Genomic DNA, 24630 nt, shown 5'->3' with positions numbered 1-24630 from the left:
AGCAGCGGCCCTATGCGGTGGTTCCGGCCACCTCGGACAGCTCCTGATCAGACGAACCGCGCGGAGCGTCGTCGCGAAGCCGAAACGGTAAACTCAATCCTCATCCGGGCTCCGCGCCCGGCGCTCCGCCCGCCCTTCCCACCTTGCGTCACCCGCCGCAGGGCGCCTCCGCTTGCGCTTCGGCGAGAAAGGAGCGCGGACCTCCAGGTCCGCGAAGCCCCCACCGCACGCCGCGGACGGCGACGTCCGCGCTCCCTGAAGGGCGCTTCCGCTTGCCCGAAACGCGCCCTCGCCCTAGAGACGAAGCAAGCGCGCCGATATTCACCAGGCGATGAAAACACGAGGAACCGCATGCGGAAGATCTTCCCCGACGCGAAGAGCGCGCTTGAGGGCCTGACCTTCGACGGCATGACCGTCATGTCGGGCGGCTTCGGCCTGTGCGGCATCCCCGAGAACCTGATCGCGGCGCTCCGCGACACCGGCGTCAAGGGCATCACCGTCATCTCCAACAACGCCGGCGTCGACGGCTTCGGCCTCGGCCAGCTTCTGGAGACCCGCCAGATCGCCAAGATGATCTCGTCCTATGTCGGCGAGAACAAGGAGTTCGAGCGCCAGTATCTGGCCGGCGAGCTGCAGCTGGAATTCAATCCCCAGGGCACCCTGGCCGAGCGCATCCGCGCCGGCGGGGCGGGCATCCCGGCCTTCTTCACCGCCACCGGCGTCGGCACCCTGGTCGCCGAGGGCAAGGAGGTCCGGAACTTCGACGGCCGCGACTACGTCATGGAGACCGGCCTGGTCGCCGACCTGTCGATCGTCAAGGCGTGGAAGGCCGACGAGCGCGGCAACCTGATCTTCCGCAAAACGGCCCGCAACTTCAACCCGATGATGGCCACCTCCGGCAAGGTCACCGTGGTCGAGGTCGAGGAGATCGTGCCCGTCGGCTCGCTGGACCCGGACCAGATCCACACGCCCGGCATCTACGTCGACCGCCTGATCCAGGGCACGTTCGAAAAACGCATCGAACAGCGTACGATCCGCACGCGCGAAAGCGCCTGACGACATCCACGGGGGACAAGGGCATGAGCGAATCTTCGGACAACCAGCACCTCAAGAGCATCAGCGACAAGCTGACCTGGGGCGTCATCTTCCTCTTCATCATCATGCTGAACACCTGCTCGCTCAGCGACGACATCGAGGACGCCATCCGCGACCGCCGCGGCGACGCGCCGGCTGCCCCGGCTGCCAACTAAATGGAGCGCGGACCCCCAGGTCCGCGATGTCGAACAGGAGCTCATGTCCAAACATCGAGGCTGGCACGATCGACACCATCTCCCGCATCTCGACGCTGCGGGCTTGCTGCAACACGTCGTGTTCAGGCTGCATGGCTCGTTGCCGGCTTCCGTTATGTCGGATTGTGCGAAGGGCCAGAGCCCCGATCTTCGTAGAACGGCGATAGAAGAGGCGTTGGACCAGGGAGCGGGTCCGACTTGGCTGTCCGACCCGACGTGTGCCCAAGCAGCGGCTGATGCGCTGAATTCCTTCGACGGGTCGCGCTACGAGCTTATCGCTTGGTGCGTCATGCCCAACCACGTGCACGTCCTAATGCGGCAGGCTGAGGGGTGGCCGCTGGCGGCTGTCGTCAAATCCTGGAAGTCGTTCTCTGCTCGAGTGATCAATCGCGCGCTTGATCGATCGGGGCCGCTCTGGGCTGCGGACTATTTCGATCGTTACGTCCGCAGCGACGAGCAGGCTGTGACCACGATCGCTTACATTGAAAACAACCCGGTCAAGGCCGGCCTTTGCGTGTCTCCCGCCGACTGGCCATGGAGCAGCGCATCTCTGGAGCGCGGACGTCCACGTCCGCGTACCTCCTATGCTGTAGACGCGGACCTGGAGGTCCGCGCTCCTTTTTCGGAGTACTGACGATGCCCCGCACCCGCGATCAACTCGCCGCCCGCGCCGCCCAGGAGCTGCAGGACGGCTTCTACGTGAACCTCGGCATCGGCATTCCGACGCTGGTGGCCAACCACATCCCGGCGGGCATGGAGGTCACCCTCCAGTCCGAGAACGGCATGCTCGGCATGGGGCCCTTCCCCTATGACGACGAGGTCGATCCCGACCTCATCAACGCCGGCAAGCAGACGATCACCGAGATCCCGGAGAGCGCCTATTTCAGCTCGGCCGACAGCTTCGCCATGATCCGCGGCGGCCACATCAACCTGTCGATCCTCGGCGCCATGGAAGTCGCCCAGAACGGCGACATCGCCAACTGGATGATCCCCGGCAAGCTGGTGAAGGGCATGGGCGGCGCCATGGATTTGGTCGCGGGCGTCAAGCGCGTGGTCGTGGTCATGGAACACGCCAACAAGCACGGCCAGTCCAAGGTGCTGAAGTCCTGCACCCTGCCCCTGACCGGCACGGGCGTGGTCAGCCGCGTCATCACCGACCTGGCTGTCTTCGACGTCAAGCCCGACGGATCGGGCCTGGTCCTGATCGAATTGGCCGACGGGGTGACGCTGGACGAGGTCGCCCAGAAGACCGAAGCCGCCTATGAAATTGCCCCTCAGTTGAAATCCGTCGCATAGTCTCACTGGACCGCCCATCGTCGGCGGGAACGGAGAGGCTGGGCATGGCGGACGGGGCGAACCTGCGGGCGGGCGGACTTCCGGCGCCTGATGCCGCGCGCGTCGAGGCCCTGCGCGCCGCGCTGGACCCCGCCTCGCCCGAGAACCTCGCGGAGGCCGAGCGCAAGGCCGTGGTCGACTTGCTGGACCGCGTCGTCTCCGACGTCCGCACCGGCGACCTGACCGAGGCGCGGGCCCGCCTGACCCATCTCGACGCGGCCCTGGCCCGGCTCGACGTCGGCGCGCTGGAGCCGCGCCGGGGCCTGACCGGCCTGTTCGACGGCCGCGGCAAGCGCCTGCGCGCCTTCCGCGAGACCTTCGCCGAAGTCGGGCGCGGCCTGGCCGACACGGCGTCGGACCTGTCCGAACGCGCCGGCGCCGTCTCGCGCCGCGACGCCGCGCTGGAAACCCTTTGGGCCGAACTCCGCCAGGCGCTGGAGGCGCTGAACGCCCATCTCGCCGCCGCCCTGGCCGCACTCGCGCCGGCCCCGACGGGCGACGAGGCCGATCCGCACGCCGCGCTGCGGGCCCGGACCCGCGACCTGACCGCCTGCCGCGACGCCGCCCTCGCCGCCCTGCCCCGCCTCCGCGCCGCCCAGAACGCCGACGCCCCCGCCCTGTCGGCGCTGGAGCGCTGCACCGTGGCGGTCGAGGCGTGGAAGACCGAATGGACCGACGCCCTGGGCCTCGCCGGCCGTCGCCCGAAGAAGGTGCGCCCCGACCCGGTGCGTCTCGACAAGGCGCGTCAGGCCCTGACCGACGCCTCGACCCACGCCGCCGCCCGCATCGACGCCTCGCTGAAGCGCCGCACGGCCGTCACGACCGAGCTTCAGGACCTGCGGCGCGCGCTCTAGGGTCGCGCCGTGCTCTCGATCCAGCCGGCGATCTGCCCGGCCAGGTCGCGCGATCCGGCGTCATAGGCCTCGACGATGGCCGACACGCGGTTGTCGGTCGCGGGCGTCTGCACCGTGAAGGTCCGCTCCGCCTCGATCTCCCGATCCGGCAGGCCGACCAGACGGGCCCGTACCGTCATCACCACCACCGGCGCCGCGCCCGGCGCGGCATAGCGCGTCTCGAAGGTCGAGGCGTCGACGTCCAGCGCCACGTCGCCCTGGGCCAGGTCCCGCGCGCCGATCAGACGGATGCGCCCGCCCCGGCTCGCCACCGCGCCCTGCAGCGCCGAGGCGAACAGGGCGTCCGCCGGCTCGACCCAGCGCGCGCCCTTCAGATAGGCCGCTTCCGTGCCGGTGATGGTCAGGATGCGGTCGCCTTCGGCCGACTCCGGAAAGGTCACGCGGCGCACGGCCACGTCGACCGCGCCGGCGGCCTCACCGCCGCGCGGCGGCTCCATCGCGGCGCCGAAGCGGTACATCTGCACCGGATCGGGCGACGACAGCAAAGCGCACGCGGACAGGCTGGCGGCCACGGCCGCGATCGACAGCGAACGGATCACGGCTGCACCTCCAGCTCCTTGGTGGGCGGTCGCCCGATGAAGTCGCGCGGGCTGGACCGGACCTCGTCGATCAGGTCCTCCAGCGACTCCGTCGCCGCCTCCAGACCCGCGATCGCCCGCTCCAGCTGCGGCAGGCCGTTGTCGGCGAAGTCGCCCAGCGGCTGCTCCAGGTTCGACACCGTCCGGTTCACGGACGCCGCCGCCTCCTGCGCCTCCTTGGTGGCGGCGTTCAGGTTCTCGATGGCCTGACGTCCGTCGGTCTCCACCAGACGGCGCGCCTCGGCGCCCAGCGCCGTGTACTCCGCCAACGCCTCATTGGCCTTGACCAGGGCCTGCTCCAGCTGCTCCAGCATGCCCTTGCGCGCCTCCAGCTCGGCGGTCAGCGCTTCGACGTTGCGCAGCGAGGTCGAGAAGCTTCGGATGTTGTCGTCGCTCAGCACGCGGTTGATGCGGTTCAGCGCGTCCACCGTCTGCGCCAGCACCGTGCCCGACCCGCTCAGCAGCTCCGCGATCGGGCTGGGCTGGCTCTGGATCACCGGCACGACGTTGTCCGGATACTGGGTCTTCAGCAGTGGCCGTCCGTCGGTGCCGGCGGTGATCTGGATGTAGTTCAGCCCGGTGATGCCCTGCGGCTCCAGCTGCGCGCGGCTGTCGACACGGATCGGCGTGGTCGCGTCCACGCGGATGCGGGCCACGACCTGGTTGCCCTTGCGCGGATCCAGCCTCAGGTCCGTCACTTCGCCCACGCGGATGCCGTTGAAGTGCACCTCGCCGCCCTCGGACAGGCCGCGGACAGGGCCGTAGAAAACGATGTCGTACTGGTCGAACTCGTTGTTGAACGACAGGCGGGCCAGCCAGATCGAGAACACCGCCAGCGCCGCCAGCAGGGCGACGGTGGCGATGCCGACGGCGGCGTAGTGGGCGTCACGTTCCATCGTCTAACCTCAGGCGGCCTTCGCGGCGCGACCGCGCGGACCCAGGAAGTATTCCTTGATCCACGGATGGTCGGAACGCTCAAGCTCGGAAACGGTCGCCTTGGCGACCACGCGTTTGTCGGCCAGCACCGCCACCTTGTCGGTGATCGCGTACAGGCTGTCGAGATCGTGGGTGATCATGAAGACCGTCAGACCCAGGTCGTCGGACAGCTGGCGGATCAGGTCGTCGAAGGCCGCGGCCCCGATCGGGTCCAGACCGGCGGTGGGCTCGTCCAGGAACAGCAGCTCCGGATCCAGCGCCAGCGCCCGCGCCAGCCCGACCCGCTTCTTCATCCCGCCCGACAGTTCCGCCGGCTTCAGATGGTGCGCCTCGGGCTTCAGGCCGACCATGGCGATCTTCATCTCGGCGATCTCGTCGATCATCGCCATCGGCAGGCGGGTGTGCTCGACCAGCGGCGCGGCCACGTTCTGCAGAACCGTCAGCGACGAGAACAGCGCCCCGCTCTGGAACAGCACGCCCGTGCGGCGCTCCACGTCGGCGGCCTCCTGCTTCGACAGAGTCGCCATGTCGTGGCCGAAGATGGAGACGGAGCCGCCCTCAGGCTCCTTCAGGCCGATGATCGTGTTCAGCAGCACGGTCTTGCCGGTGCCCGACCCGCCGACGACGCCGATCACCTCGCCCCGCTCGACCGTCAGGTCCAGATCGTCGTGGATGACGTTGTCGCCGAACTGGCTGCACAGCCCGCGCACCTCGATCAGGGTCTCTTTCGACGCCGTCACAGGTTCAGCTCCAGATAGATCAGGGCGAACACGGCATCCAGGAAGATGATGGCGAAGATCGCCTGCACCACCGCCGCGGTCACCCGCCGACCCAGGCTTTCGACGTCGCCCGCCACGGCCATGCCCTGCCGACACCCGATGGCCGCGACCACCAGAGCGAACACCGGCGCCTTGGACAGGCCGATCATGGCGTGCTGGAACATCATCGGGTCGTCTTGCATCCGTTGCAGGAAGAAGGCCGGGCCCAGGTTCAGCGAGCTCCAGGTCACCAGCAGACCCCCGAACAGTCCGGCGATCATCGCTGCGAAGGTCAGCAGGGGCAGCATGATCAGCAACGCCGCCAGCCTGGGGATGACCAGGGCCTGAAACGCGTTGACGCCCATGACCTGCATGGCGTCGATCTCCTGGTTCATCCGCATCGACCCCACCTCGGCGGCGAAGGCCGAGGCGGAGCGGCCGGCCAGCAGAACGGCGGTGATGACGGCGGCGAACTCGCGCAGCACCGACACGCCGATCAGTTGCACGGCAAAGACGCCGGCGCCGAACTGGGTCAGCAGGTCGACGCCCAGAAAGGCCACGACCGCGCCGATGAAGAAATTGGTGACCATCACGATCGGCAGGGCGTCCAGACCCGCCCGTTCCGCCTGACTGACCCAGGCGGCCCAGCGGATGCGGCCGGGATGCTTCAGCGCGGTCCCCGTCGCGGCGATCAGTCGGCCCAGGAACGCCAGCGACAGCGTCGCCTCCGCGGCCACGTCGTGCACGCCGTGGCCGATCCTGGAGAGAGTGCGGGTCAGGGCGGGCTGCCTGCGGGGCGGCGGCGCGCTCTGGCGCTCCAGCCGTTCGACCAGGGCGTAGATCCGGCCCGCTTCGGGCCGCGTCGTCCAATCCGACTTGCCCAGCCGGCTCGCCCCGCCCTGGACCAGGGCCAGGGCGCCGGCCGTGTCGAACCGTCCCAGTTCGGCCAGATCGACCTTCGACACCGGCCGTCCGTCCAGCGCCTGAGCCAGGCGCGTGCCGGTCCGGCCCAGGGTGGTGGTCGTCCAGTCGCCGGACAGCGTGAGCACCGCGCCCCCGTCCGCCTCCTCGACCTGGAAGTCCGCTCTCGCCATGACCCCTGCTTAACCGGAGCCGTGGCGGCTGACCACGCCCTAAACTCGCCTCATCGCAACAGGTTCAACAGCGAGACCTGGCGCAGCTGGTTGATCACCTGGGCGGAAGCCTGCATGGCCACCTGGGACAACTCCAGGTCGGTCAGCGCCTTCGCCAGATCGGCGTCGGTCCGCTCGGAAACCAGCGCCTCCAGCGCGTCCCTCTGATCCTGCTGCGCCTTCAGCACGTCGTCGACCCGGTTCTGGATCGAACCGTTGCGGGCGCCCCGGTCCGTGATCGCCTCGCGGGCGTCGTCCAGGCGCGACAGCCTCGCCGTCAGGAAATCGCGCGTCGCGTCGTCCAGGGCGCCGGTGACCGGGGTCGTCTCATGCCGACGCTGGATCTCGTGGAAGATGCGGAACAGATCCGCGCCCAGATCGTCGGCCAGGAAGCCGGTTTCCAGCGTCGTGCCCTCGTCGAGCCGCGACACCTGGACCAGTCCGTCGTTGACGAAGGCTTCGTCCGGATCGACCAGCGCCGACAGTTCCGCCAGGGTGCGGGGCGTCACCGGCGCCTCGGAGGAAGCGCCGCCCGCGAACAGATATCGTCCCTGATGCTTCGTGTTCAGGCCGTCCAGCGACACCTGAAACTGGCCCTGCAGTTCCAGCATCAGGCCGTCCAGCCGTCCGGAGGCCAAGGCGCCCGCGATGGCCTCCCGCGCGCCCGCCGCGCCGTCGGCGACGCGGCCCAGGGCCAGGTTCTGACTGGTCAGCCGCCCAGCGGCCGCCTTGCCGGCGTCGATGAATCCACCGATCCGACTCTGCGCCGACTTGAGTGCGGTCAGGGATTCCGAAGACCGGCCGAAGCCGACCAGATCGGTGGCGTTCTTCTGGGTCGAGACCCTCTGCTGGGCCTCTTGAGAGCGCAGCTGGGATCCCATCAGGTCCAGCAGCGCCGACTGGTAGTTGCCGAAGGTCGAGACCCGCATCACACGATCCCCAGAAGGACGTCGTAAAGATCCTTGGCCGCCTGGATCAGGCGCGCCGAGGCGTTGAAGGCCTGCTGATAAGTGGTCATCAGAACCAGCTCCTCGTCCAGGTTCACGCCCTCATGGGCCCGCTGGCGGCCGTGCGCTTCGGCGCGGAGAGCCTCGGCGCTTTCGGCCCGGCTCTTGGCCACGGCCGCGCGTCCGCCCACGTCGCCGGCCAGTTCGGAGGCATAGCGCGAAACCGACGAGGCCCCGCCGACGGATTCTCCCGCCGCGTCGAACACGGTCGAGGCCTGACCCGCATCGGCCAAGGTCAGTCCGCCCCGTCCGTCGCCGGAAGCGAAGGCCCGAGAGCCGGCGGCGGCGGCGAAATCCGCTTGGGCCAGGCCCAGCAGAGCCGGGTTCCGACGGACGTCGGCCCGAAGGCTGAAGCCGTCGGCGCGCGACGCCCGCACGCCGGCTCCGATCCCGAACAGCTCGGTCATCGACAGGCCGGACGCGGAATGGCTGGTCCGGTCTTCCAGAACCGAAAGGCGCGGGGCCGGGCTGACGGAACTGACGAAGTTCAGCGAGCCGTCGGCGCGCAGCTGGAACGTGCCGTGCCCGCCCAGGCCCGTCCCCGTGCTGTTGAGCGCGGCCAGCAGGTCGGTCATCGTGCCGCCGGCGGGCACGGCGACGGTGACGTCGCGCAGGCGGGCCCCCGTTTCGCCGGTCAGCCTCAGCGTCAGCGTCTGACCCGCGGTGAAGCCGTGCGGCGACGTCGCTCCGAGGCCGGTCGCGTAAAGCGCCGGACGGTCCGTGGTCACCAGATCGTTCAGGCCGAAGAAGTGAGACAGGCCCATGCCCATCTTGCGTGCCGGCAGGGCCGGATCGTCCACGACGGCGGCGCCGCGCCCGGTCGCGGCCGTGACGCTGAGACGCCCGTCGACGAAGGCGGCCGTCCCCGACGCGCCCAGGCGGGCGTTCAACTCTGTGAGAAAGCCCGAAAGAGGGACGGTCGTGCCGCCGACGTTCACCGAGCCCGCCCCGTCGAAATCCAGATCGACCCGCGTCTGGACGACTCCCGCCGCATCGGTGATCAGGACGGCGGTGCGCCCGCTGAAACCGGCCAGGGCGACGTCGAGCGCGGAGCCCACGTTTCGACCGGTCAGGCTCTGCGGCGCCGGCACGGAGGTGTTGGCGTTGTGCGCGCGGTTCAGTTCGTCCGCGGCGCGCGTCAGCAGTTCGGCCAGACGTTCGGCCGCCTGCGGCGCATCGAGGTCACGCAGCTCGACCAGGCCCTTGATCTCACCGGACGTCACGCCGTCCAGCAGCGGGCGCTTCTGGCCTCGGGGCTCCGTGACCCAGATCTCGTTGAAGCTGCTCTCGGCGTTGATCACCCCGGCCCGCGCGTAGTCGAGCGTCGCATAGCCGTCGCCGGCCAGCAGGGCGCCGCCGTTGGTCCGGATGGAGACGCCGCCCACGTTCCTTTGCGACACGCGGACGTCCAGGATGCCGGCCAGTTCGTCGATCAGCTTCGACTGCGCCGCCTCGGCCCCCGACGCGTCCTCGTCGACCACGGTGGCCTTGGCGATCTGGACGTTCAGGGACTCGATCTGCTGCAACAGGCCGTTGGCGCGATCGACCGCGCTCTTGATCCGCCCGTCGGCGTCCTCCCGCACCGACTGGATCTGGCGCGATATCCGCGAGCCTTCGTCGAACAGCGACTGAATGCCGAAGATGGCGGCCTGACGCGCCGGCGACGACGCGGGATCCTCCGCCGTGGTGGCGAAGGCGGCGAACATTTCGTCGACCTGGGCGAAGAAGCCGCCCGTGCCCCCGGGATCGCCGAACAGCCCCTGGATGCGGTCGAACAGCTCGTGGCGCACGCCTTGACGCTGGGCGTCCGCCGACGCCGACATGCTGGCGGCCTGAAGGAAGCGGTCGGTGGCCAGGCGCACCCGCGTGACCTCCACGCCCACGCCGACGCCCTGACTGACCAGCGAGCTCTGCTCGGCGACCTTGCGGACGTAGCCGGGCGTGTTGACGTTGGCGACGTTGTCCGAAACCACGCGCAGCTGCATCTGCGCGGCGGTCAGGCCGGACTGGCCGGCACTGAAAATCTGGTTCAGCGACATGGGCGCACGCTCCCGGCGCTCGGCAAACCCTGCACGCGGGGGCGCGCAATTTGCCGCCCCCGGCAAGATGCCAAGCACCTGACTTCATTGAACTCTTGATCGAACAGGTCGGTCATGGGTGATCAGGCGCGCAAGGACCGGACCAAAGCCCTGGAGGCGACCGAGCCGGGCAAAAACCGGTCTGGGCACGGCAAATCTGGCCCGCCGCCGGATCGTCGCAGTCGGCAGACCGATCATCATTTTTCTTCGCTTGGCCCGTATCTTATGCCGCCACCATCGCTCTGGCCCGGAGCTTGCGCCGGGCTTCCGGAACCCTTGGGCGCAGCAGGCGCCGTCCGCCTTCCCTCCATTCCGGTGCCCGATGCTCGCCCAGAGCCTGTTCGCCCTCGCCGTTCCCGCCGCGCCTCAGGCCGGCGACGCGCCCGCCGCCCCGGCGGACGGCGAATTCGGCCGTCTGGTGGACGTCGCCACGCGCCCGGCCGAGGCGCAGGTGGAGGCTCAGACCGCCGCGCGCCTCGACAAGCCGTCGGCGGCCCCGGTCGATTGGACGGGCCCGCAGATTCTGCCGGGCGCCGAGACGACGCCCAAGGCCAGGGGCGACGCTCCCCCGCGCCCCGAAGTCCTGCCCGGCGAGCCCCGCCCCAAACTGGACGCCGACGCGCCGCCCGTGCCCGAAGTCCTGCCCGGCCCGCCGACCGTCCCGGTGGAGCCCCGGATCAAGGGGTCGTCGCTCGAGGAAGACCCCTCCCCTGAGATCCTGCCGACGTCGGTCGGTCCCGACGACGCGCCGCGCCCGGAAATCCTGCCCGTCACGGTGGGGCCGGACTTCAAGGCGTTCGAGAAGGGCGGCGGAGCCCAAACCTCTTCCCCCGACGCCGCGCCCGCCCAGTCGCCGGCGCCCCTGCCGGCTCTGCCGCAGCCCGACACGGCCGGCCGCCCGGCCGCTGCGGGCGCGGACGTGGACGTGACTCCCTCCGCCTCTTCCGAGGCGACCGCGACAGGGACGAAGCCCACGTCCGAGTCCCCGCCCGCACCGACGCCGGCGGACGCGGCGTCGTCCGCGCCGAAGGCCCCGACGCTTCAGCCGCAGGAACCGGCCCGCTTCGAGCCTCCGGTCCAGACCGCGTCGTCGCTCGAGCCCGCCCCGACGCCGTCTTCGGAGCCCGCCGCCACGACGGTCCAGACCTCCATGGTCGGCCTGTCGCGCGTGGCGCATGAGACCCTCGCCGACCTCACCGCCCAGATCGTCAGGCGGCTGGAGGGCAAGGTCACCCGCTTCGAGATGGCCCTGACGCCCGAGGATCTGGGGCGCGTCGACGTAAGCCTGGAGATGGGCGAGGACGGATCCCTGACCGCCCGCCTGGCCTTCGACACCCCCGCCGCCGCCGCCGAGATGCGCGCCCAGGTCGACCAGCTGCGCCGCCAGCTGGAACAGGCCGGCTTCCAGCTGGCGCGCGACGCCCTGGACTTCTCGCACCGCGACGGCTCCTCGCCCCAGCAGGACCGGTTCGAGCGCCGCCAGAACCGGGCCTTCGCGGCCGCCCGCGACCTGGCCGACCGCGTCGAGGCCGCCCCGCTGATGAACCTGTCCCTCTCGCTCGGTTCGGCGCGCGATCGCGTCGACGTGAAGGTCTGAACCCATGGTCGACGCCGTCACCACAGCCTCGGACGCCACCAGCCGGATCGGCTCCAGCTCGGCCCTGCTCAGCCAGAATTTCGAGACCTTCCTGGCCCTGTTGACCGCCCAGTTGAAGAACCAGGATCCCCTCTCCCCCGTCGATTCCAACGAGTTCACCGGCCAGCTGACCCAGATGGCCGGGGTCGAGCAGCAGCTTCTGACCAACGACCTGCTGACCGCCATCCTGCAGGGTCAGGGCGGTTCCGATCTGACCGGGGCGACGACCTACATCGGCCGCGACGCGACGGCGGTCTGGTCCGCGGTCCGGGCCGAGAACGGTTCGGCGACCTGGAGCTATGAGCTGGCAGGGACCGCCTCGACCGCCAAGGTCCAGGTGCTGGACGCCTCCGGCCGCGTGGTGCACGAGGCCGACGCGCCCGAGCGTGCAGAAGGCGTCCACGACTTCACGTGGGACGGCGCCCAGGACGGCCAGGTCTACACCCTGAAGGTCATGGCCCAGGACGCCGCCGGCGGCGTCGTGCAGTCCCAGGTTCTGGTCACCGGCCGCGTGACGGGCGTCGAGATGTACGACGGCCAGCCCTACCTGACGATCGGCACGTCGATCCTGCCGCTGTCGGCCGTGATCGCCGTCGAAGAAGCCCGGGCGGCGCCCGCGGAACCCGAAGCCGAGGCTTCGATCCTGTCCGCCCTCAATCCCATGAAACTGTTTTCGTAACGGAGCCGCGCCATGTCCATCAACAGCGCCCTTCTCGCCGGCGTGTCCGGCCTGACCGCCAACTCGGCGGCCTTGGCCGCCATCTCCCAGAACATCGCGAACGTGAACACCGTCGGCTACAAGCGCACGGCCGGTGAGTTCCAGACCGTGATCAACAGCCAGTCGCAGGGCGCGGGATACTCCGCCGGCGGCGTCTTGGCCTCGGCGCGGCACTACACCAGCCAGAACGGCCAGCTTCAGCGGACGACCTCGTCCACCGACCTGGGCATCTCCGGCCAGGGCTTCTTCGTCGTGACGGAGAAGGCCGAGAATCTGGAGGTCACCGACAGCCGTCTGTTCACCCGCGCCGGCGCCTTCCGCGTCGACAACATGGGATATTTGAAGAACACGGCGGGCCTCTATCTGCAGGGCTGGCCGGTGGACGCCGAAGGCGCCATCACCACCGATCCGTCGGACCTGAGCCGGCTGCGCACCATCAACGTGGGATCCGTCGGCGGCACGGCGGAGGCGACGACCCGAATCCAGCTGAACGCCAACATCAAGTCCAGCCAGACCGTCTCCGCCGAAGCCGCCGCAGCCGCCGCGACGCCCCCCGGAGCGGACGCCTACGATCCGGCGACCAATTCCATGGCCATGTGGAATCCGGAGACCGGCGACGGGGTCAAACCGGACTTCGAGCTGACCATTCCGGTGTCGGACTCCAAGGGCGGCCAGCGCACCGTCGCCATCGCCTTCCTGAAGAGCACCACGCCCAACCAGTGGCATTCCGAAATCCGCGCGGTGCCGGCCGGCGACGTCGTGACCGGGGCGGGTCTGGCCAACGGCCAGATCAAGACCGGGCTCGTGGCCTTCACCCAGGACGGCCGCCTGGACGTCGACGCCATGGCCGCCCTGGGCGCCCAGGCGCTGTTCGCCGACCCGTCCGTGGCGACCCTGACTTTCGGCGCATCGGACTCCGCCGCGCCCGCCGCCGGAGCCGTCAACTGGGCCGCCGGACTGGGCATCGACGACCAGACCCTCAGCTTCGATCTGACCGCCGCCGCCGGCGGTCTGACCCAGTACGACAGCGCCTCCGTCGTCCAGGCCGTGCTGACCAACGGCACCGCCTTCGGCAACCTGTCCGAGGTCAAGATCGACGAGACGGGCTTCGTCACCGCCATCTTCGACAACGGCGTGACGCGCAAGATCGCCCAAATCGCGATCGCCACCTTCCCCAGCCCGGACAACCTTCTGCAGACCGCCGGCAACGCCTATCGCGTCAGCCAGGGCTCCGGCACCTACAATCTGAAAACCGCCGGCTCCGGGGGCGCAGGCAAGGTCGGCTCCTCCCAACTCGAAGCCTCCACAGTCGATCTGTCGGCCGAGTTCACCGGCCTGATCACCACCCAGCGGGCCTATTCCGCCTCGTCCAAGATCATCACCACGGCCGACGAAATGCTGGCCGAGCTGATCAGCATCAAGCGCTGAGGCCGACGCGGGAGGGGCTGAATGACCAGGGTTCGCTTTCTGAATCGAAGATGGCCGGCCGCCTCGGCGGGTAAGGCCTCCTTCACCACGCCGCTTAAACGGCCCTTAGCGGCAGGCGGGCATAGTCCGTCCCGTGATGGTTGGTGAAGAGGCATAAGCCCATGCTGCAAGAGCGTAGACTGAACGGCAAAGGAGAGCAGTACGTGGTCGGCCCGACGGGCACGCCGCTGACGCTGCGCGACCTGCCGCCGCCGAACACGGACCGATGGGTCATCCGGCGCAAGGCCGAGGTCGTGGCCGCCGTGCGCGGCGGGCTGCTGTCGATCGACGACGCCCTGAACCGCTACGGCATCACCGCCGAAGAGTTCTCCGCCTGGCAGGTCGCCATCGACAAATGGGGCATGCAGGGCCTCCGCACGACCCGGATTCAGCACTACCGCTCGTAACCCCTCCCCCCCTCCTTCGAGCGTGTCGAGGGCCGCTTCCGGCGACGGAGGCGGCCCTCGGTGTTTCTGCGCCTTGCCGGATGCGTTATCGTCCCTCTATGGACAGTCAGCCGTTTCCCCTGTCACCCGCCCTCGACGAATACGTCGATCAGAAGGTTCGATCCGGAGAGTTCCGCGACCGCGCCGAGGTCGTCGCCGAGGCGCTCGACAGGATGCGTGAGGAAGATGTGCGGATGGATCGACTCCGCCAGGCCATCAACTCCGGACTGGACCAGCTGGACGCTGGAGAGGGCATCCGCGTGGACGACGTCGAAGCTTGGCTGGACGGTTTGGGCCACTGAGCCCGTCGATGCGCGAGCTTGTCGTCGCGCCTTTGGCGCAGGCGTAGATCGACGACCTGCTGCGGGAAAGCGAGCGCCGTTTCGGCCCTGAGGCGGCTCGGCGATACCGCGCGCTGCTGGCGGCCGCCATCGCCTGGCTGCTCAGGGAACCGGAAACGCCGACGGCACGCCCGGCGCCGGTGATGCGACCCTCGCGCATGGTGCATCTTCGTTCCGCACGACGGCTCATGCCCGTTGGAGAGCGCGTCGCGGCGCCCCGGCATGTCGTCGTTTATCGGTTCGACGACGCGAAGCTCGAGATCGTGCAGATTCTCGACGATCGCATGGACATTCCCCGCCGCTTGCGGTGACGCCTCGAAATCGCGCCCGTTTGCGCCTATGTGCCGCGCCATGAGCCTGTCCGAGGACATTTGCCCGATCCCGGCCATCGCCCCCATGAGCGCCGACGGCGACATGGACGCGGCGATCGCGTCCGCGCGCGCGGCGGTGGGCCTGCCGGTCGGAACCCGTGTCGTGGCCGCCATGTCGGGCGGCGTGGACTCCACCGTCGTCGCCGCCCTGCTGCACAAGGCGGGCTACGACGTCGTCGGCGTGACGCTGCAGCTCTACGACCATGGCGCGGCGCTGAAGAAGAAGGGCGCCTGCTGCGCGGGCCAGGACATCCACGACGCCCGCCTGGCCGCCGAGACGCTCGGCATCCCGCACTACGTCCTGGATTACGAGTCGAGGTTCCGCGACGCCGTCATCGACCAGTTCGCCGACAGCTATCTGCGCGGCCAGACGCCGGTGCCCTGCATCCGCTGCAATCAGACGGTCAAGTTCCGCGACCTGCTGGACGTCGCCCGCGACCTGGGCGCCGAGGCCATGGCCACCGGCCACTACGTCCGACGTTCGGTCGGCGCCGACGGCCGCCCGCAGATGCGCAAGGCGGTCGACCATTCACGCGACCAATCCTACTTCCTGTTCGCCACCACGCCGGAGCAGCTGGACTATCTGCGCTTCCCTTTGGCCGATCTGGAGAAGCCCCAGGTGCGCGGCGTCGCCGCCGAGCTGGGCCTGCGCATCGCCGCCAAGCCGGACAGCCAGGACATCTGCTTCGTCCCCTCGGGCGACTATCGCTCGCTGATCGACAAGCTGCGTCCCGAAGGCCGTCAGGCCGGCGAGATCGTGCACATGGACGGCCGCGTTTTGGGCGAGCACGCCGGCATCACCGACTACACCATTGGCCAGCGCCGCGGCCTGAACGTCGCCGTGGGCGAGCCTCTGTTCGTCACCAAGCTGGATCCCGCGAAACGGCACGTCATCGTCGGCCCGCGCGAGGCCCTGCTGACCGCCGGCCTGACGCTGGAAGAAACCAACTGGCTGGGCGACGCCCCGACGATGCTGGACGCCGCCCGCGACGGCGCGCCCGTGCTGGCCCGCGTCCGCTCCACCCGCCCGCCCGCGCCCGCCTGGCTGACCCTGACGGACGGCGCGATCGGCGTGGCCTTCGAGCGGGGCGAGGAAGGCGTGGCGCCCGGTCAGGCCTGCGCCCTGTACGACCCTGCCGATTCCGACCGGCTGATCGGCGGCGGCTTCATCCGCGCGACGACGGCGGCGATCTGACGGCTCATGCCCGCGTCGGCAGGATCCGGCGCCGCTGCCGCACCAAGGCCAGCGGGGCCCCGTCCGGCGCCTGGGCCGTGCCGTCCTCCACCGCCCAGCCGCCGCCCACGTCGCGGCTGACGAAGTGGAACCAGGCCCAGCCCTCCGGCGACGTCTCGGGCGTCAGCTCCGCCAGCAGGTCGGCGCGCAGATCGACGCTGGCCGAGATCGCGGGCGGCGCCGGGAACGCCGTGAAATAGGTCGGGTACAGCCCGTCCAGCAGGAACAGAAGCCGCGCCTCGTCCAGCGGCAGGCCGTCGACGCACCGCATCCAGCAGCCCAGCTCGACCGTGCCGCCCGCGTTCAGGCCGAACAGTCCCGGGCCGGTCGGAAAGCGATGCTCGATGTGCCGCGTGAAGCCCGGCGCGAAGTCGGGCGCAAGCGGCGCCCGCTCGGCGTCCCGCGGCCGGCCCGGCACGGGCGGCATCGGACGCAGCTCCGGCCCCGCCACGTCGCGGCCGAAGGTGACCAACGCCTGGACTGCCTGCCGGTCGCCCTGCCCGGCCGCCACCGACGCATAGGCCAGGTTGCGCCCGCCCCTCAGCAGGGTCGGGGTGAAGTCGATCTCCTCGAACCGCGCGGCCGCCAGATACTGGATCGTCAGGCTGCGGATCGGCGTCGCGATGCCCAGCCCCTTGCGCGCCGTCTCCCCCGCCAGCGCCGCCATCAGACCGCCGAACGGCGCGCCCTTCAGCGGGTCCACCGTCTGCGGCGCATTGGAGAAGGAGGTGTCCAGCCGCGCGCGCCAGGCGTCGCCGGCCGGCGTCAGGGTCAGGGCTTCGGAGAGGGTCGTCATCGCCCACCTTGTCGCACGAAACGAAGCGGCGGAGGCGTCTCCGCCTCCGCCCAGTTTGGGGATCGGGACCGTCGCCGGGACGACATGTCCGTCTCTAAAAGAGACTTACTTTGTCCGTTCCGAAACGCAACCCTCTTGTCAAACCGCTGACGCAGGGTCACTTTCCACCCATGGGACGCACCGCCGACTATTCGCGCCAGAGCTGCTCGATCGCCGCCACCCTGGAGGTGATCGGCGACCCGTGGACCCTGTTGGTCGTGCGCGACGCCTTCAACGGCGTGACCCGCTTCGAGCAGTGGCAGGACCGGCTGGGCGTGGCCCGCAACGTCCTGGCCGCCCGGCTCAAGAGCCTGGTCCAGCACGGCGTGCTGGAGCCGCGCCTCTATTCCGAACGCCCGCCGCGCAACGAATACGTCCTGACCGCCAAGGGCAAGGATCTGTACGGCGTGCTGGTCACCCTGCACGGCTGGGGCGCCCGCCACGTCTATGGAGACGCCGATTCAGGCATCTCCATGATCCACAAGAGCTGCGGCGGCGACCTTCAGCCCCGCATCGCCTGCGGCTGCTGCGGCGAGATCGTGAAGCCGCGCGACATTCAGCTGACCCTGACCGCCGACCGCCCCACCGTCGGCGACGTCATGCCGGACGACAAAGCGGCCTGACCGTCAGGTCCGGAAGGCTGGCGCGATCCCGGCGGTCGGCGTAGCGCTGGCGTCATGCGGTTCGGCCTCATCCTCGCCCTCCTCCTGCTGACGGCGGTGCCCGCCGTGGCCCAGGATCCCGCGCGCATCCAGTCCGACGTCCGCGAGGGCCAGCGGCTGATGGCCGAGGGACGCCCGGCGGAGGCCGAGCCCCTGTTCGCCCGCGCCGCCGCCGACGCCCTGACCCTGTGGGGCGACACGTCGCCCGACGCCGGCAGCCTGTCGCTGCTTCACGCCAATGCGGTCGAGGACCAGGGGCGGCTGGTGGAGGCCGAGGGGCTGTATCGCGACGCGCTGGCGTCGCTCGAGCGCGCGACCGAAGCCGGTCACCCCTGGCGGGGATGGGCGCTGAACGACCTTGGCCTGAACCTGCACAAACAGGGACGCCATGCCGAGGCGTTGGAGCTGACCACCCGCGCCGTGGACCTTCGCTCCGTGACCGAGGGCCCCGACGCGCCGCCTACCCTGACCTCGCTGAACAACCTCGCCTCCATCCTGCGGGCTCTGGGCCGGTTTCAGGAGTCGGCCGACGTCCAACGCCGCATCCTGGCGGTGCGGGAGGCGACCTTGCCGCCGGACCACCCGGACCTGGGGCTGACGCTGAACAACCTCGGCGCCGTGCTTCTGGACCTGGACCGGCCGGTCGAGGCCGAGGCGACCCTGCGCCGCGCCGCCGCCGTGCGTGACGTGGCCTTGGGGCCCGACCATGCCCTGACCGCCCAGACCCGCGTCCTGCTGGCCGAGGCCCTGGCGCGGAACGGACGCCTCGACGCCGCGTGGGAGATGCAGGGCCAGGCGATCGCGGCACTGGAGCGCGCCGGCGACGCGACCGACCTGGCCGCGGCCCTGTCCGCGCACGCGGACCTGGCACTGACGCTGGGCCGCCCGGACGAGGCGCTGGTCGTCGCCGAACGCGCCTTGGCTCTGAGGAAGGCCGCCTTGCCGCCGGATCATCCCGACGTCGCGGGCTCCCTGACCGTCCTGGCCGACGTCCACCTCGCCGCCGGACGTCCGGATCGGGCCCTGCCGCTGCTGGAGGAGGCGCTGGCCCTGACCCGTCGCGCGCTCGGCCCCGACCACGTCAACGCCCTGCGCATACTGTCCCTGCTCGGCCTGACCCAGGGCGAACTCGGCCGCGGCGATCGGGCTCTGGCGCATCTGGCGGACGCGGCGGCGCTGGCGGATCGGACCCTGCCGCCGGGCCACCTGGGGCGACTTGCGACGACGGCCGACCACGGCGCGGCCCTCGCCGCCGCCCGACGCCCGCTGGACGCCCTGCCCCTGTTGCGTCGCGCGGGCGCGGGGCTGATCGACCGACGTCAGAGTTCGTCCGCCGCGGCGACCGAAGCCGAGACCGACGCCCTGCGTCACCTCTGGCGCCTGACCGTCACCGCCTCCTGGGACGCCGCTCATTCCGACTGAGCACTTGCAACACGGCGCCGGAGCCGCGATCTAGTCGGCCTGAGTTTCGAAAGGCCACGTCATGTCCGATCCCGTCGTCATCTGCTCCTTCGCCCGCACGCCCATGGGCGGCTTCCAGGGCGCCCTGTCCGGCGTGAAGGCCACCGACCTGGGCGCCGCGGCGGTCAAGGCGGCCGTGGAGCGGGCCGGGGTCCCCGCCGAGAAGGTGGACCAGATCTACATGGGCTGCGTCCTGCCCGCCGGCCTGGGTCAGGCCCCGGCGCGCCAGGCGGCCATCGGCGCCGGTCTGGGCCTGCATGTCGAGGCCACCACCGTCAACAAGATGTGCGGCTCTGGCCTGCAGGCCGCCATGATGGCCCACGACGCGCTTAAGGCCGGGACCGCCGACGTCATCGTCGCGGGCGGCATGGAGTCGATGACCGGCGCCCCCTACGTCATGACCAAGCACCGCGGCGGCGCCCGCATCGGCCACGACGTCATCGTCGATTCCATGATGATGGACGGGCTGGAAGACGCCTACACACCCGGCAAGCCGATGGGCGCCTTCGCCGAAGACGCCGTGCGCCTGTATCAGTTCACCCGCGAACAGCAGGACGAGTTCGCCGTCGAAAGCCTGCGTCGCGCCACCGCCGCCATCGCCGACGGCGCCTTCAAGGCCGAGATCACGCCGGTCGAGGTCAAGACCCGCGCCGGCGTCGAGACCATCGACACCGACGAGCAGCCCGGCAAGGCCCGCCCCGACAAGATCCCGACGCTGAAGCCCGCCTTCGCCAAGGACGGCACGATCACCGCCGCCAACGCGTCGTCCATCTCGGACGGCGCCGCCGCCCTGGTCATGACGCGCGAGAGCGTGGCCAAGGCGCTGAACCTGCCCGTCGTGGCCCGCGTGGTCAGCCACGCCGCGCACGCCCATGAGCCGGGCCTGTTCACCACCGCCCCGGTCCCGGCCATGAAGAAGGCGCTGGAGCGCGCCGGCTGGACCGCCGCCGACGTCGATCTGTGGGAGGTCAACGAGGCCTTCGCCGTCGTCGCCATGATCGCCCAGAAGGAACTGGGCATCGACCGCGACAAGCTGAACGTCAACGGCGGCGCCACCGCTCTGGGGCACCCCATCGGCGCCTCGGGCGCGCGCATCCTGTCCACCCTGCTGGCGGCGCTTCAGGCGCGCGGCGGCAAGAAGGGCATGGCGTCGCTGTGCATCGGCGGCGGCGAGGGCGTGGCCATGGCGGTCGAGCTGGTCTGACGGATCAGGCCGGATCCAGCCGCGGGCGCAGCATCGACAGGTCGTAACCCGCCCCGGCGGCGATCGCCAGGATCTCGTCCGCCGGCCGCCTGCCCGCCTGCGAAAGAGCCCAGAGCGCCGTCGAGCGCGTGCCGGAGCGGCAATAGGCCAGAACGGGTCCCGGCAGGTCGTCCAGGGCGGCGGCGAAGGCGGCGGCGTCCTGCGCCGACAGGCTGGGCATGGTCACGGGCAGGCGGCGGAACGCCAGACCCGCGTCGCGCGCCGCCGCCTCTATGACGTCGGTGGACGGTTGCCCCGGTTCTTCCCCGTCCGGTCGGTTGACGATCACGGCGCGGAAGCCGGCCGCCGCGACCTGGGGCATGGCCTCGGGCGGGATCTGGGGCGCGACGGACAGCCCCTCGGTCAGCTTGCGGCCGATCATGGCGGCTCCCTCAGCGATCATTGCGATAGGTGACGCCGCCCCGCATGACGAAGACGACCCGCTCCAGCACGGTGACGTCCTCCAGCGGGTCGCCGCGCACGGCGATCAGGTCGGCCGGCATGCCCGGCAGCAGGCGGCCCGCCTGGTCCTGGATGCCCAGATGCTCGGCGGCGTTGACGGTGGCGGTCTGGACCGCCTCCAGCGGGGTCAGACCGGCGCGGACCAGAAGGGCGAACTCCCCGGCGTTGTCGCCGTGCGCCGAGACGCCGCTGTCGGTGCCGAAGGCGATGCGGACGCGGCCCCGGTGGGCGCGACCGGCCATGTCCAGCATGCGCGGCCCGGCCTCCAGCGCCTTGGCGGTCTGGGCCGGGGTGAAGAAGTTGTCGGGCCCCGACGCGACGCGGGCCACGTAGTCCCCCGCCATCAGGGTGGGCACCAGCCAGGCCCCCCGCTCGCGCATCAGGCGGATGCCCTCGTCGTCCAGATAGGTGCCGTGCTCGATCGAGTCGCCGCCGGCGCGCAGGAAGGCGTTGATGCCGTCGGCGCCGTGGGCGTGGGCGGTCACCTTGCGGCCCATGCGATGCCCGGCCTCGACGATGGCGGCCAGTTCGGCGTCGGTGAACTGCTGGCCCAGGCCGGCGGCGGTGTTCGACAACACGCCGCCGGTCGAGGTGATCTTGATGACGTCGGCGCCGGCCCGGACCTGCGTCCGCACCGCGCGCATGCAGTCCTCCGGCCCCGAGCAGATCGACTCCGAAGACAGCACGTGCAGCACATCCTCACGATAGCCGTTGGCGTCGCCGTGGCCGCCATGGATCGACACCGACGAGCCTGAGGCGAGGATGCGCGGGCCGATCACGTCGCCGCGGGCGACGCCGTCGCGCAGGGCGAAGATGGCGTCGTTCGGCGCGCCCAGATCGGCCACGGTGGTGAAGCCGGCCATCAGCGTCTTGCGCGCGTTGCCGGCGCCCACGATGGCGCGGTCGGCGGAGTCCAGCGTCACGGCCTGAAGCCGGGCGTTGGGGTTCTGCTCGCTGGTCAGATGGACGTGGGAATCGATGAGGCCGGGGAGGACGAAGGCGTCCCGCAGGTCGATCACCGTGCCCTCTCCGACGAAGCCGTCGCGGACTTCGACGATTCGGTTCCCGCTGATCACCAAAGTTTTATCGCGCTGCACAACGCCGTTCGACGGGTCGGCGAGCAGGCGCCCCGCGTGGACGAACACGGTTCCCCCGTCCGGCGAAACCGGCGGCGCGGCGGGGGTTTGCTGGGCGAGGGCGGCGCCCGCCAGACAGAGCCAGGCCGCCGCGGCCGCGATGATCGATCTCATGAAACCCCTCCCGGTACGTGACTTGCACCCTAGAGCAAGTTCGCCTGCGGCCAAGGCTCAGGTTGAAACGGGCCGACGGGTTTGAAACACTGCGTCACAATCGGTGTAACCGCTACGAGGGCGTCGCATGCGGGTTTCGAGACGGGGATTGATCCTGGGCGGTTCGGCCCTGCTGGCGGGCTGTTCGTCGGCGGCGCAGGGCGCGCGGCCCGTGACGCCGGTGGCGACCCTGATCGAAACCCCGCCGCCGGCCCCCGTCATTCAGGTCGCCGCCGACCCGGTGGTCGCGCCGCCGCTGGACCCGCGCGGGCTGATCCGCAAGGAGCTGATGGGCCGGGCGATGGCCGCGCTGGACATCCACCACGCCAAGATCCCGAACCGCGACCGCATGTACGTGGTCGACTTCAAGCGCCACTCCGGCGAGGAGCGGCTGTACGAGGTCGACCTGCACGGCGGGTCGGTCAAGGTGCTGCGGACCAGCCACGGCCGGGGTTCTGACCCGGACCACAGCGGCTTCGCGCGCAGCTTCTCCAACGTGCCGGAGAGCTATTGCTCCTCGGTCGGGTCCTACGTCACGGCCGGGCCGTCGTGGGGGCCGTTGCAGGGGCCGAACGTCCTGCTGGACGGGCTGGAGTACTCCAACGACAAGGCCCGCGAGCGCGCGATCATCGTGCACGGCGCGGACTATGCCGACCCCGACTTCCTGGCCCGCGAGGGCAAGCTGGGCCGCAGCTACGGCTGCTTCTCGGTGGCCCACGCCGACCTGCCGGACCTGCGCGAGCGGATGGGTCAGGGGCGGCTGCTGTTCGCCTTCGCCTGACCCCCAGGCTTCACTCGTACCCGTGAGCCGCCTCGTTGATGACCTGGCTGGGCATCCTGGAGAAGTCGACCGAGACCGGCTGGGCCGCCTTGGCGCGGAAGGTGCGGATGACGTGGTTCAGGCGCTTTCGCACCTCGGCCTCGGCCTCCGTCCCGGGCTGAAGGGCCAGAGGGGCGAGGCAGAAGTCGATGATGGCGTCGGGGTTGCTGATCGGCTGCATGGTCGTCTCCGGGGTCAGTGGGCGAACTGGGCGGCTTCGGTGGAGTCCTTGAGCGCGGTCGTGGAGGACCGGCCGGACGAGATGACGGTGGCCACCTGGTCGAAGTAGCCGGTGCCGACCTCGCGTTGGTGGCGGGTGGCGGTGTAGCCCAGGGCCTCGTTGGCGAACTCGCGCTGCTGCAGCTCGGAATAGGCGGCCATGCCGCGCTCGCGGTAGCCGTCGGCCAGCTCGAACATGCCGTTGTTCAGGCTGTGGAAGCCGGCCAGGGTCACGAACTGGAACTTGTAGCCCATGGCCCCCAGCTCGCGCTGGAACCTGGCGATGGTCGCGTCGTCCAGCTTGGCCTTCCAGTTGAAGGAGGGCGAGCAGTTGTAGGCCATCAGCTTGCCGGGATGCTCCTTCTGGACCGCCTCGGCGAAGCGGCGGGCGTCGTCCAGGTCGGGATGGCTTGTCTCCCACCACAGGACGTCGGCGACCTTCGCATAGGCCAGGCCGCGGGCGATGCAGTGGTCCAGGCCCGTGCCGGCCTTGAGCCGGTAGAAGCCCTCCACCGTGCGGTCGTCGCGGTCGATGAAGGGCCAGTCGCGCTCGTCGACGTCGGAGGTGATCAGCTGGGCGCTCTCCGCGTCGGTGCGGGCCACGGTCAGGGTCGCGGTGCCCATGACGTCGGCGGCCAGACGGGCGGCGATCAGGTTGCGCTCGTGCTGGGCGGTCGGGATCAGCACCTTGCCGCCCAGGTGGCCGCACTTCTTCTCCGAGGCCAGCTGATCCTCGAAGTGGACGCCCGCGGCGCCGGCCTCGATGAAGGCCTTCATGATCTCGAAGCTGTTCAGCGGGCCGCCGAAGCCGGCCTCTGCGTCGGCGACGATGGGCACGAACCAGTCGCGCTTGGCCCCGCCCTCGGCATGCTCGATCTGGTCGGCGCGCTGCAGGGTGCGGTTGATGCGGCGGCACAGCTCGGGCGCGGCGTTGGCCGGATACAGCGACTGGTCGGGGTACATGGCGCCGGCGGTGTTGGCGTCGGCCGCGACCTGCCAGCCCGACAGATAGATGGCCTTCAGGCCGGCGCGGACCATCTGCATGGCCTGGTTGCCGGTCACGGCGCCGAGCGCGTTCACATAGGGCTCGGTGTGCAGCAGCTCCCACAGCCGGTTCGCGCCGCGCTGGGCCAGGGTCTGGGCGATGGGGACCGAGCCGCGCAGGCGCAGGACGTCGGCCGCCGTGTAGGGGCGTTCGATGCCGTCGAAGCGGCCCTTGGGCGCGGGGACGAGGTCGGCGAAGTCGGTCATGGCGGCGGGTCCGTGCGGGTCGGCGGGGGCGACGACCGCCCCGGCCCGACGGAGAGAACACGCGGCTGTCGTGATTGATACAGCCGTAGCGGAATCCTTAGTGTCGCTTAGTCGCATTATGACTAGCTGCCCTTGTCACTTTATGAC

The 24630-nt window shown here is 70.3% G+C and carries 27 protein-coding genes; 16 read left to right on the top strand and 11 right to left on the bottom strand.

From position 1 onward, the window contains the following. Positions 1-351: 351 nt before the first annotated feature. From VGN45_RS12980 to VGN45_RS12960, 5 genes are read left to right on the top strand one after another with little or no spacing between them, the layout of a single operon-like run. A complete protein-coding gene (locus VGN45_RS12980) occupies positions 352-1056 on the top strand; it encodes a CoA transferase subunit A (protein ID WP_327463150.1) in 705 nt (234 codons plus the stop codon). Between the two features lie 23 nt (positions 1057-1079). After that, entirely contained in the window at positions 1080-1250 is a 171-nt protein-coding gene (locus VGN45_RS12975) for a hypothetical protein (protein WP_327463148.1), read from the top strand. Between the two features lie 43 nt (positions 1251-1293). Next, positions 1294-1923 (top strand): REP-associated tyrosine transposase, encoded by a 630-nt coding sequence (locus VGN45_RS12970; protein WP_327463146.1) that lies wholly within the window; start codon positions 1294-1296, stop codon positions 1921-1923. A gap of 2 nt (positions 1924-1925) precedes the next feature. Then, positions 1926-2585, top strand: coding sequence for a 3-oxoacid CoA-transferase subunit B (locus VGN45_RS12965; protein ID WP_327463144.1), 660 nt, complete (start codon positions 1926-1928; stop codon positions 2583-2585). A 44-nt stretch (positions 2586-2629) separates the two neighbouring features. Next, positions 2630-3478, top strand: coding sequence for a toxic anion resistance protein (locus tag VGN45_RS12960; protein ID WP_327463142.1), 849 nt, complete (start codon positions 2630-2632; stop codon positions 3476-3478). Here the strand turns inward: VGN45_RS12960 and VGN45_RS12955 are convergent. The 6 genes from VGN45_RS12955 to flgK are packed head-to-tail and all read right to left on the bottom strand — an operon-like array spanning position 3475 to position 9989. Continuing rightward, positions 3475-4077 (bottom strand): ABC-type transport auxiliary lipoprotein family protein, encoded by a 603-nt coding sequence (locus tag VGN45_RS12955; protein WP_327463140.1) that lies wholly within the window; start codon positions 4075-4077, stop codon positions 3475-3477. The genes VGN45_RS12960 and VGN45_RS12955 overlap by 4 nt on opposite strands. Continuing rightward, on the bottom strand, positions 4074-5012 hold the full coding sequence (locus VGN45_RS12950) for an MlaD family protein (protein ID WP_327463138.1): 939 nt from the start codon (positions 5010-5012) through the stop codon (positions 4074-4076). The genes VGN45_RS12955 and VGN45_RS12950 overlap by 4 nt, the downstream gene beginning before the upstream one ends. Before the next feature lie 9 nt (positions 5013-5021). Then, positions 5022-5792: an ABC transporter ATP-binding protein gene (locus tag VGN45_RS12945; protein WP_327463136.1), complete on the bottom strand. Its 771-nt coding sequence runs from the start codon at positions 5790-5792 to the stop codon at positions 5022-5024. Then, positions 5789-6904: an ABC transporter permease gene (locus tag VGN45_RS12940; RefSeq protein ID WP_327463134.1), complete on the bottom strand. Its 1116-nt coding sequence runs from the start codon at positions 6902-6904 to the stop codon at positions 5789-5791. The genes VGN45_RS12945 and VGN45_RS12940 overlap by 4 nt, the downstream gene beginning before the upstream one ends. Before the next feature lie 50 nt (positions 6905-6954). Next, positions 6955-7872, bottom strand: a complete 918-nt coding sequence (locus VGN45_RS12935; protein WP_327463132.1) for a flagellin — start codon at positions 7870-7872, stop codon at positions 6955-6957. After that, positions 7872-9989 carry a flagellar hook-associated protein FlgK gene (gene flgK / locus VGN45_RS12930; RefSeq protein ID WP_327463130.1) on the bottom strand — a complete coding sequence of 706 codons (2118 nt, stop codon included), beginning with the start codon at positions 9987-9989 and terminating at the stop codon, positions 7872-7874. Before flgK ends, VGN45_RS12935 begins: the two co-directional genes overlap by 1 nt. 361 nt (positions 9990-10350) lie before the next feature. On the opposite strand from flgK, the gene VGN45_RS12925 reads away from it, so the two are divergent. The 7 genes from VGN45_RS12925 to mnmA all read left to right on the top strand — a co-directional run bounded on the left by VGN45_RS12925 (position 10351) and on the right by mnmA (position 16202). Beyond that, a complete protein-coding gene (locus VGN45_RS12925; protein WP_327463128.1) occupies positions 10351-11625 on the top strand; it encodes a flagellar hook-length control protein FliK in 1275 nt (424 codons plus the stop codon). Between the two features lie 4 nt (positions 11626-11629). After that, positions 11630-12343, top strand: a complete 714-nt coding sequence (locus VGN45_RS12920; RefSeq protein ID WP_327463126.1) for a flagellar hook assembly protein FlgD — start codon at positions 11630-11632, stop codon at positions 12341-12343. A gap of 12 nt (positions 12344-12355) precedes the next feature. After that, positions 12356-13810, top strand: coding sequence for a flagellar hook protein FlgE (gene flgE, locus VGN45_RS12915; protein WP_327463124.1), 1455 nt, complete (start codon positions 12356-12358; stop codon positions 13808-13810). 161 nt (positions 13811-13971) lie between these two features. Beyond that, positions 13972-14256: a DUF1153 domain-containing protein gene (locus tag VGN45_RS12910; protein WP_327463122.1), complete on the top strand. Its 285-nt coding sequence runs from the start codon at positions 13972-13974 to the stop codon at positions 14254-14256. A 98-nt stretch (positions 14257-14354) separates the two neighbouring features. Next, on the top strand, positions 14355-14597 hold the full coding sequence (locus tag VGN45_RS12905; protein WP_327463120.1) for a type II toxin-antitoxin system ParD family antitoxin: 243 nt from the start codon (positions 14355-14357) through the stop codon (positions 14595-14597). A 47-nt stretch (positions 14598-14644) separates the two neighbouring features. Next, complete coding sequence (locus tag VGN45_RS12900) at positions 14645-14947, top strand: type II toxin-antitoxin system RelE/ParE family toxin (protein ID WP_327463156.1); 303 nt, start codon at positions 14645-14647, stop codon at positions 14945-14947. 40 nt (positions 14948-14987) lie between these two features. Continuing rightward, positions 14988-16202 (top strand): tRNA 2-thiouridine(34) synthase MnmA, encoded by a 1215-nt coding sequence (gene mnmA, locus VGN45_RS12895; protein ID WP_327463118.1) that lies wholly within the window; start codon positions 14988-14990, stop codon positions 16200-16202. A 4-nt stretch (positions 16203-16206) separates the two neighbouring features. Here mnmA and VGN45_RS12890 read toward each other — a convergent pair whose 3' ends face one another. Beyond that, a complete protein-coding gene (locus VGN45_RS12890; RefSeq protein ID WP_327463116.1) occupies positions 16207-17037 on the bottom strand; it encodes a thioesterase family protein in 831 nt (276 codons plus the stop codon). Positions 17038-17207: 170 nt separating this feature from the next. Here VGN45_RS12890 and VGN45_RS12885 point away from each other — a divergent pair, with 170 nt between their 5' ends. The 3 genes from VGN45_RS12885 to VGN45_RS12875 all read left to right on the top strand — a co-directional run bounded on the left by VGN45_RS12885 (position 17208) and on the right by VGN45_RS12875 (position 20403). After that, positions 17208-17699, top strand: coding sequence for a helix-turn-helix domain-containing protein (locus VGN45_RS12885; RefSeq protein ID WP_327463114.1), 492 nt, complete (start codon positions 17208-17210; stop codon positions 17697-17699). A 54-nt stretch (positions 17700-17753) separates the two neighbouring features. Further along, positions 17754-19160, top strand: a complete 1407-nt coding sequence (locus tag VGN45_RS12880; RefSeq protein WP_327463112.1) for a tetratricopeptide repeat protein — start codon at positions 17754-17756, stop codon at positions 19158-19160. Between the two features lie 61 nt (positions 19161-19221). Next, positions 19222-20403, top strand: coding sequence for an acetyl-CoA C-acyltransferase (locus VGN45_RS12875; RefSeq protein ID WP_327463110.1), 1182 nt, complete (start codon positions 19222-19224; stop codon positions 20401-20403). A 4-nt stretch (positions 20404-20407) separates the two neighbouring features. Here the strand turns inward: VGN45_RS12875 and VGN45_RS12870 are convergent, their stop codons facing one another. Then, the gene (locus VGN45_RS12870; RefSeq protein ID WP_327463108.1) at positions 20408-20845 is read right to left on the bottom strand and encodes a TIGR01244 family sulfur transferase; all 438 of its coding nucleotides are present in this window, start codon (positions 20843-20845) and stop codon (positions 20408-20410) included. Beyond that, positions 20835-22154: an amidohydrolase family protein gene (locus tag VGN45_RS12865; RefSeq protein ID WP_327463107.1), complete on the bottom strand. Its 1320-nt coding sequence runs from the start codon at positions 22152-22154 to the stop codon at positions 20835-20837. Before VGN45_RS12865 ends, VGN45_RS12870 begins: the two co-directional genes overlap by 11 nt. A 127-nt stretch (positions 22155-22281) precedes the next feature. On the opposite strand from VGN45_RS12865, the gene VGN45_RS12860 reads away from it, so the two are divergent. Next, the gene (locus VGN45_RS12860; protein WP_327463105.1) at positions 22282-22974 is read left to right on the top strand and encodes a murein L,D-transpeptidase catalytic domain family protein; all 693 of its coding nucleotides are present in this window, start codon (positions 22282-22284) and stop codon (positions 22972-22974) included. A gap of 10 nt (positions 22975-22984) precedes the next feature. Here VGN45_RS12860 and VGN45_RS12855 read toward each other — a convergent pair whose 3' ends face one another. Both VGN45_RS12855 and aceA read right to left on the bottom strand, forming a co-directional pair. After that, the gene (locus VGN45_RS12855; protein WP_327463103.1) at positions 22985-23194 is read right to left on the bottom strand and encodes a hypothetical protein; all 210 of its coding nucleotides are present in this window, start codon (positions 23192-23194) and stop codon (positions 22985-22987) included. A gap of 14 nt (positions 23195-23208) precedes the next feature. Next, positions 23209-24483, bottom strand: a complete 1275-nt coding sequence (gene aceA / locus VGN45_RS12850) for an isocitrate lyase (RefSeq protein ID WP_327463100.1) — start codon at positions 24481-24483, stop codon at positions 23209-23211. Between the last annotated feature and the right edge of the window lie 147 nt (positions 24484-24630).

It is taken from the genome of Brevundimonas sp., assembly GCF_035999125.1.
GTDB lineage: Bacteria > Pseudomonadota > Alphaproteobacteria > Caulobacterales > Caulobacteraceae > Brevundimonas.
This window is presented reverse-complemented; position numbering and strand designations above follow the sequence as displayed.

Bases quoted from the DNA above. Each gene is read 5' to 3' on its own strand.
- VGN45_RS12880 (WP_327463112.1), top strand. From the start codon at position 17,754: ATGCGGTTCGGCCTCATCCTCGCCCTCCTCCTGCTGACGGCGGTGCCC.
- VGN45_RS12910 (WP_327463122.1), top strand. From the start codon at position 13,972: ATGCTGCAAGAGCGTAGACTGAACGGCAAAGGAGAGCAGTACGTGGTC.
- VGN45_RS12920 (WP_327463126.1), top strand. From the start codon at position 11,630: ATGGTCGACGCCGTCACCACAGCCTCGGACGCCACCAGCCGGATCGGC.
- mnmA (WP_327463118.1), top strand. From the start codon at position 14,988: ATGAGCCTGTCCGAGGACATTTGCCCGATCCCGGCCATCGCCCCCATG.
- VGN45_RS12890 (WP_327463116.1), bottom strand. From the start codon at position 17,037: ATGACGACCCTCTCCGAAGCCCTGACCCTGACGCCGGCCGGCGACGCC.
- VGN45_RS12950 (WP_327463138.1), bottom strand. From the start codon at position 5,012: ATGGAACGTGACGCCCACTACGCCGCCGTCGGCATCGCCACCGTCGCC.
- VGN45_RS12935 (WP_327463132.1), bottom strand. From the start codon at position 7,872: ATGCGGGTCTCGACCTTCGGCAACTACCAGTCGGCGCTGCTGGACCTG.
- flgE (WP_327463124.1), top strand. From the start codon at position 12,356: ATGTCCATCAACAGCGCCCTTCTCGCCGGCGTGTCCGGCCTGACCGCC.
- VGN45_RS12860 (WP_327463105.1), top strand. From the start codon at position 22,282: ATGCGGGTTTCGAGACGGGGATTGATCCTGGGCGGTTCGGCCCTGCTG.
- VGN45_RS12885 (WP_327463114.1), top strand. From the start codon at position 17,208: ATGGGACGCACCGCCGACTATTCGCGCCAGAGCTGCTCGATCGCCGCC.
- VGN45_RS12975 (WP_327463148.1), top strand. From the start codon at position 1,080: ATGAGCGAATCTTCGGACAACCAGCACCTCAAGAGCATCAGCGACAAG.
- aceA (WP_327463100.1), bottom strand. From the start codon at position 24,483: ATGACCGACTTCGCCGACCTCGTCCCCGCGCCCAAGGGCCGCTTCGAC.
- VGN45_RS12960 (WP_327463142.1), top strand. From the start codon at position 2,630: ATGGCGGACGGGGCGAACCTGCGGGCGGGCGGACTTCCGGCGCCTGAT.
- VGN45_RS12970 (WP_327463146.1), top strand. From the start codon at position 1,294: ATGTCCAAACATCGAGGCTGGCACGATCGACACCATCTCCCGCATCTC.
- VGN45_RS12965 (WP_327463144.1), top strand. From the start codon at position 1,926: ATGCCCCGCACCCGCGATCAACTCGCCGCCCGCGCCGCCCAGGAGCTG.
- VGN45_RS12940 (WP_327463134.1), bottom strand. From the start codon at position 6,904: ATGGCGAGAGCGGACTTCCAGGTCGAGGAGGCGGACGGGGGCGCGGTG.
- VGN45_RS12875 (WP_327463110.1), top strand. From the start codon at position 19,222: ATGTCCGATCCCGTCGTCATCTGCTCCTTCGCCCGCACGCCCATGGGC.
- VGN45_RS12865 (WP_327463107.1), bottom strand. From the start codon at position 22,154: ATGAGATCGATCATCGCGGCCGCGGCGGCCTGGCTCTGTCTGGCGGGC.
- VGN45_RS12925 (WP_327463128.1), top strand. From the start codon at position 10,351: ATGCTCGCCCAGAGCCTGTTCGCCCTCGCCGTTCCCGCCGCGCCTCAG.
- VGN45_RS12905 (WP_327463120.1), top strand. From the start codon at position 14,355: ATGGACAGTCAGCCGTTTCCCCTGTCACCCGCCCTCGACGAATACGTC.
- VGN45_RS12980 (WP_327463150.1), top strand. From the start codon at position 352: ATGCGGAAGATCTTCCCCGACGCGAAGAGCGCGCTTGAGGGCCTGACC.
- flgK (WP_327463130.1), bottom strand. From the start codon at position 9,989: ATGTCGCTGAACCAGATTTTCAGTGCCGGCCAGTCCGGCCTGACCGCC.
- VGN45_RS12870 (WP_327463108.1), bottom strand. From the start codon at position 20,845: ATGATCGCTGAGGGAGCCGCCATGATCGGCCGCAAGCTGACCGAGGGG.
- VGN45_RS12855 (WP_327463103.1), bottom strand. From the start codon at position 23,194: ATGCAGCCGATCAGCAACCCCGACGCCATCATCGACTTCTGCCTCGCC.